The sequence below is a fragment of the Luteibacter sp. genome (genome assembly GCF_051958795.1).
Taxonomy (GTDB): Bacteria; Pseudomonadota; Gammaproteobacteria; order Xanthomonadales; family Rhodanobacteraceae; genus Luteibacter.
The window spans coordinates 1-5,708 of record NZ_JBQCFT010000184.1 but is presented as its reverse complement, the minus strand read 5'-3'; the positions used below and the strand labels follow the sequence as shown (position 1 = coordinate 5,708).

Here is a 5,708-nt window from a genome sequence, read left to right as displayed (position 1 = left end):
GGGAGAGCTGGACACGGACGAAGGCCTGCAAGCCCAGCCCGATCGCCCGCGGCTCCAGCCGGGCACCATAGCCCGCGATGATCCCGTCGCCCTCCAGCCGCTGCACCCGGCGCAGGCAGGCGGAGGGGGAAAGATTGACCTCGGCGGCCAGCTCGGCGTTGCTGATGCGGCCGTTCGCCTGGAGGGTGGCCAGAATCTTCAGGTCGGTGCGATCGAGGGTGCCTTGCATGATTATTCCGGTGTATCGATCCAGTGCGAAACATCATTGCACACATGACCTCAGGACGTGCAATAACACAACCCCATTGCGCCCGATTGCGCCTAAGCTGGTGTTATCCACCACCGCTGCAGCCCCAAGGAGGCCCGCCATGGACACCCCCCGTCGCGTCGAACACCAGCAGACCGATCGCGGATACGTGCCCGTCTATGCGACCGGCACCGTGGAGCAGCCGTGGGCGAGCTATTCGAAGACCGACCACGAGGTGTGGGACACCCTCTACAAGCGCCAGCGCGAACTGCTGCCGGCGTACGCCTGCAAGGAATTCCTTGAGGGCGTGGAGCGCTTCGGCTTCGGTGAGGGCGGCATCCCGCGCTTCGACGACCTGAACAAGGTGCTGGGCGAGGCGACCGGCTGGGAGATCGTGGCCGTCGAAGGCCTGCTGCCCGACGAGGTGTTCTTCGACCACCTGGCCAACCGTCGCTTCCCGGTCAGCTGGTGGATCCGCAAACCCGACCAGCTCGACTACCTCTCCGAGCCGGATCTGTTCCACGACCTGTTCGGGCACGTGCCGCTGCTGCTCAACCCGGTGTTCGCCGACTACATGCAGGCCTACGGCAAAGGCGGCATGAAGGCCCACGCGATCGGCCCCGAAGCGCTGATGAACCTTACGCGCCTGTACTGGTACACGGTGGAGTTCGGCCTGATCAACACGCCGGAAGGCATGCGCATCTACGGCGCGGGCATCGTCAGCTCCAAGGGCGAGTCGGTCTACTCCATTGATTCGGCGGCACCCAACCGCATTGGCTTCGGCCTGGAGCGGGTGATGAATACGAAGTACCGGATCGATACGTACCAGCAGACCTACTTCGTCATCGATAGCTTCGACCAGCTGTTCGAGGCGACGGGTCCGGACTTTACGCCGATCTACGAAAAGCTTTCGCATGGTTCGCCGGTGGCGGCCGCCGCGGTGCTGGCCGACGACAAGGTGTTCCAGCGCGGCACCCGCGAGGGCTTCGCTTCCGGCGAAGACAACTGAAACTCAACGGCGGCCTAACGAACGTCCCCCTACGATGGAACCATCCAAGGTCGAACAGGGTGGATCCATCGTGGTTGTCTTCGATATTCCGTTTGAATCGGTAGGGCCCGGCCTCTGGCTCCTGCAAAAGAACGAGGCTGAGTACGGCGAGTTCTGCTCGCGCGACGACGCCCTGGAATGCGCGTTCACCGAGGCACGCCGCATCGAGGCGGCCCGCGCGGATTCCGATATCGTGTTGAACATCGAAGGCAACGATGGCGTATGGCGGGCGTTCGATACGTCCATTCGCCCCTACGCGGGGCGCCTGCGCGGGTAAGCCGTTCTGACGGCATGGAGCAAGCGACGACGGGTCGGCGAAAGCCGGCCCGTTATTTTTTGCTTAGGTATTTCCTCCAGGCAAAATAAAACCCCGGCAGCCAGGGGAGGAGCTGCCGGGGTCGCGTCGGGTCCAGGCTATCAGGGGAAATAGCGGGACCCGGGATAATCAGTCGGCCAGTCTCTCCGCCGATTACCAACAGGTCGCTTCGCAGCGATCGAATACTTAGATAAGGGCTGGGCCGTGAAGTTCCCGTACTACTTACCGGCTTCGTTTGGCGTCTGTTTAACTTGCGCGGCCATCGCGTGGTCCGCGAGCCACGGGCGCACCTGGGCGACCCACAGCGCATAGCCCTTGGGGTTCATGTGCAGGCCGTCTTCCATGAAGAGTTCGGCCTTCGGCTTGCCGTTTGCGTCCACCATGGCGGGGGCGACATCGAGGAAGGCGACGCCTTTCTCCTTCATCGCCTGGTCGCGCACCAGCTGGTTCGCCCGGTCGATATTCGGCAACAGGTTGAACCGGGCGATGCTGGGCTTGATCGAGATGAAGGCGATCGGCACTTCGGCATCGTACGAGCGAACCTTCGCGACGAAGGCGGTGAAATCATCCCGCACCTGCTCCGGCGTATCGCCGTTCTGCAGGTCGTTGTCGCCGGCGTACACCACGATGGCCGCCGGGTGGTACGGCTTGACGATGCGGTTGGCAAAGGCCGTGGAGTCGTCGAGATCGGAGCCGCCGAATCCGCGGTTGATCACTTTGTAACCAGCGAAGTCCGACTCGAGGCCCTGCCACAGTCGGATCGACGAGCTGCCGATGAAGAGCACCGCGTGCTGCGGGGGTGGTGCGGCCTTGTCCGCGGCCTCGAAGGCCTGGATATCGGGTTCCCACTTTGCGTGGTCGTTATCCTTTGCAGCGGCGCCAAGGGCGAGGAACAGCAGGGTGAGGAGGATCGTCAGGCGTTTCATGCCCCGACCGTAACCCGTTTAGGTATCGCGGGACAAACCGTGCCGCTCGACTGGAGTCACCTTGAGTACGGCTTCGATGCGTTGCCCGTTCCAGCGGTAAATAAAATGTTCGGCCTGCGTGCAGGGCGCGACCACATCGGGGTAAAACGCGGCGATGCATTCGCCGCCCGCGTGCCGGGCGCTGTCGTACACGATGCCGTTGGAGCCCGCGTCGCGCAGTTCGCGCGCCAGCCTGACACTCGCGACGTACGAATCCGGATCGTGCTCGGGGACCCAGCCACCGCGGATGTCGTGGAACTTGCCGGCGATCGACGTGCGGTAGCAACGCACCTGCATATCGGTGGGTGGCTCGTGGGTAGCCGCCATGAAGGCCTCGCGGTGGAACACGGTCTCTTCGATGGCGGTGGCCACGGTGTGTGCGGCGTAGAAAACGCCCCAGTGGCCATCGGAGAAACGGCTGCCATCCGGTGCGATGTGTGCGAAGGCGGCCATGACCGGACTGGTGCCCGGGCCGCTGATGCGCCGTTCCTGGGGCACGAGGCTCAAGGCGCCGATCTCGTCGCGGAGGCGGGGGTTGGTCAGCGATTCGACCTGCATGACCGCGTCGATATCGCGCGGATCGGCAATGCGATCGAACAGGCCGACGGGCGGGAAACGGCTTGAAACGATGCGGTAGGCGTGGCTCCAGCGGATCCTGCGGAGCGGCGGCGCGGCGCTCATCCGTTCCAGCCGCGCTGCGCGTCCAGGTACTGGCGGACGACGTAGAGGTCGGCGACGTTGCCGGAAAGCATGCGGTCGAGCGCGGAGCGGCCGCCGAAGAGCGGTGCGTTGTTTGCCTTGCGTACCCAGGCGTCGGCCTGGACCGGGTCGGGGAAGAGGATCTGCAGGTCTTTCCAGATGCCCAGCAGGTAGCTGATCCGCTCGATGACATCGCGCGAGGGCGCGCCATCCTGCTGCTTTTTCCATTTGAAGTAGGTGGATTCCGGCGGATCGCCGAGCAGGGTGCGCTGCTCGGCACCCTTCAGCTTCCAGTGCTCGGCCAGGCTGAAAAACGCCCGGAGGGCGGGGCCGCCCAAGTCGCCGCCGGCATTCGGTTCGGTTCGGATGGCAGGATGCATCGTGACTTCACCTGTGGAGTTGTGAACAAGTCTACTCCAATTCGAGAGTTTTTGCCGTAGGAGCCCACCCTGTGGGCGACATCTTTCGCGGCGACGAATCAGGGCCGGTGGACGGCCATTCCGTTGCCCTATCGCGAAAGGCGTCGCCCACAGGGTGGGCTCCTACGTGCGTTAGACGATCAGCCGCCCTTCCGGCTGGCGATCCACTCGTTCACGTGCTGCTCGAGTACCGGCATCGGCACGCTGCCGAGGGCCAGCACCATGTCGTGGAAGGCGCGCAGGTCGAACTTCTCGCCCAGCTGCTTTTCCGCGCGTTCACGCAGTTCGCGGATCTTGAGGTAGCCCAGCTCGTACGACAGCGCCTGGCCCGGCCAGCTGATGTAGCGGTCCACCTCGTTGGCGATCTCGCGCGCGCTCAGGGCCGTGTTCTGGGTGAGGTAGTCGATCGCCTGCTGGCGGGTCCAGCCCAGGTGGTGGATGCCCGTGTCGACCACGAGGCGGCATGCGCGCCACATCTGGTACGTGAGGTAGCCGAAGCGCTCGTACGGCGTGTGGTAGATGCCCATCTCCTCGCCGAGGTACTCCGAGTACAGCGCCCAGCCTTCGCCGTAAGCCGAGATGTAGCCATCGCGGCGGAATGGCGGCAGGCCCTGCTGCTCGGCGGAAAGCGCCAGCTGCAGCGCATGGCCCGGCATCGATTCATGCAGGGTAAGCGCGGGCATGTTGAACAGCGGGCGCGACGGGAGGTCGTAGGTATTCACCAGGTACACATCGGCGCCACCGCGGCCCGAGGTGTAGTACGGCGCGATATCCGCCGGCACCGGCTTGATCGCGAAGCGCTGCCGCGGCAGCAGGCCGAAGTACTTCGACAGGTCGCCATCGACCTGCTTCGCCACCCACGCGGTACGCATCAGCAGCTCATCCGGCGTCTTCGCATAGAACTGCGGATCGGTGCGCAGGAACCGCAGGAATGCCGGGAAATCACCCTTGAACCCGGTTTCCTTCATCACCTCGAGCATGCGCGCGTGGATGCTGGCGACCTCGCGCAGGCCGATCGCGTGGATCTGGTCTGGCGTCAGGTCCAGCGTGGTGTATTCGCGGATCTGCTGCAGGTAATACGCCTTGCCATCCGGCATCGCTTCCGCGGCCAGCGTCGTGCGTGCCTTGGGCAGGTAGTCCTGGCGGAAGAAGGTCAGCAGCTTGGCATAGGCCGGGATCACGCCCTTCGCGATCGCTTCGCGCGCGTCGGCGCGGAGCGCATCGGCATCCTTCGCCGGCATGGTGTTTGGCAGGTGCTTGAACGGCTCGTACAGCGCGCTGTCTTCGGGGTTCTTCAGCTCGGCGACCGCGGCGATGGAAGCGTCGCGGCCATCGAGCACGGCGCGCGGCACGGTGAAGCCACGGGCCAGGCCCAGCTGCATGTTCGCGATTTCCTGGTCCATCCACGCGGGGATCTGCTTCAGGCGGGCGATGTAGTTGCTGTAGTCCTCACGCGTACGCAGGTCATCGCCGTGCATGACGTAACCGACATCGGACCAGAACGCCGAATCGCTATTGAATGGCATCTGCCACTGCGCGAAGCGCTGCGCGGCCGCCAGGTTGTAGACCTGCTCGCGGTACACCTGGTAATCGATGCGCGCCTCGTCACCGAGCTGCTTCGGGTCGATCTTGTCGAGCTGGGCCAGCACATCGTTCCAGTAGGCAAGGCGCTTCGCCTGGCTCGCTGCATCCACCGTATCCAGGCGGCCGTTGCCCGGCTGGGCTTCACCCGAGGTCAGGATCCCCGCCTGCCCGTTCCGCCACGCCCACTCCTTCTCGTAAATGCTCTTGAAGGCGTCATCCGCCTGCTGGGTAGCGTGGGCGGCGCCGGCGAAGAGACCGGCAAAGGCGATGGCACGGATCCAGGGGGTCATGCGGGTTCCAATGGGGACGTGGAAAGGCCCGATGATGGCATGGGCAGGGCACCGGCGCCCCGTGACAGAGGTCCCGCGCCGGGGCTTGTGGGAGCGCGCGGGGGCGCGCGGGGGGGGGGTGGAGGGCCCAAAGCCCCCCA

At 64.8% G+C, this 5,708-nt stretch carries 7 protein-coding genes; 2 read left to right on the top strand and 5 right to left on the bottom strand.

The window, feature by feature from the left end; all coding sequences use genetic code 11:
- Nucleotides 1–229, bottom strand: a 229-nt coding sequence (locus ACTHLF_RS09505; RefSeq protein ID WP_440326892.1) for an Lrp/AsnC family transcriptional regulator, incomplete at its 3' end; no start/stop codon positions are given.
- A gap of 139 nt (nt 230–368) precedes the next feature.
- On the opposite strand from ACTHLF_RS09505, the gene phhA reads away from it, so the two are divergent.
- Together phhA and ACTHLF_RS09495 are read left to right on the top strand one after the other, a co-directional pair.
- Complete coding sequence (gene phhA, locus ACTHLF_RS09500; protein ID WP_440326891.1) at nt 369–1,256, top strand: phenylalanine 4-monooxygenase; 888 nt, start codon at nt 369–371, stop codon at nt 1,254–1,256.
- A gap of 34 nt (nt 1,257–1,290) precedes the next feature.
- Nucleotides 1,291–1,572 carry a hypothetical protein gene (locus ACTHLF_RS09495; RefSeq protein ID WP_440326889.1) on the top strand — a complete coding sequence of 94 codons (282 nt, stop codon included), beginning with the start codon at nt 1,291–1,293 and terminating at the stop codon, nt 1,570–1,572.
- Nucleotides 1,573–1,829: 257 nt separating this feature from the next.
- On the opposite strand, the gene ACTHLF_RS09490 is transcribed toward ACTHLF_RS09495, so the two are convergent.
- From ACTHLF_RS09490 to ACTHLF_RS09475, 4 genes are all read right to left on the bottom strand, one after another.
- Nucleotides 1,830–2,537, bottom strand: a complete 708-nt coding sequence (locus ACTHLF_RS09490; protein ID WP_440326888.1) for an SGNH/GDSL hydrolase family protein — start codon at nt 2,535–2,537, stop codon at nt 1,830–1,832.
- An 18-nt stretch (nt 2,538–2,555) separates the two neighbouring features.
- Nucleotides 2,556–3,257, bottom strand: a complete 702-nt coding sequence (locus ACTHLF_RS09485; RefSeq protein WP_440326886.1) for an RES family NAD+ phosphorylase — start codon at nt 3,255–3,257, stop codon at nt 2,556–2,558.
- On the bottom strand, nt 3,254–3,655 hold the full coding sequence (locus tag ACTHLF_RS09480) for an MbcA/ParS/Xre antitoxin family protein (RefSeq protein ID WP_440326884.1): 402 nt from the start codon (nt 3,653–3,655) through the stop codon (nt 3,254–3,256). The genes ACTHLF_RS09485 and ACTHLF_RS09480 overlap by 4 nt, the downstream gene beginning before the upstream one ends.
- 179 nt (nt 3,656–3,834) lie before the next feature.
- A complete protein-coding gene (locus ACTHLF_RS09475) occupies nt 3,835–5,568 on the bottom strand; it encodes a DUF885 domain-containing protein (protein ID WP_440326882.1) in 1,734 nt (577 codons plus the stop codon).
- Nucleotides 5,569–5,708: the final 140 nt, after the last annotated feature.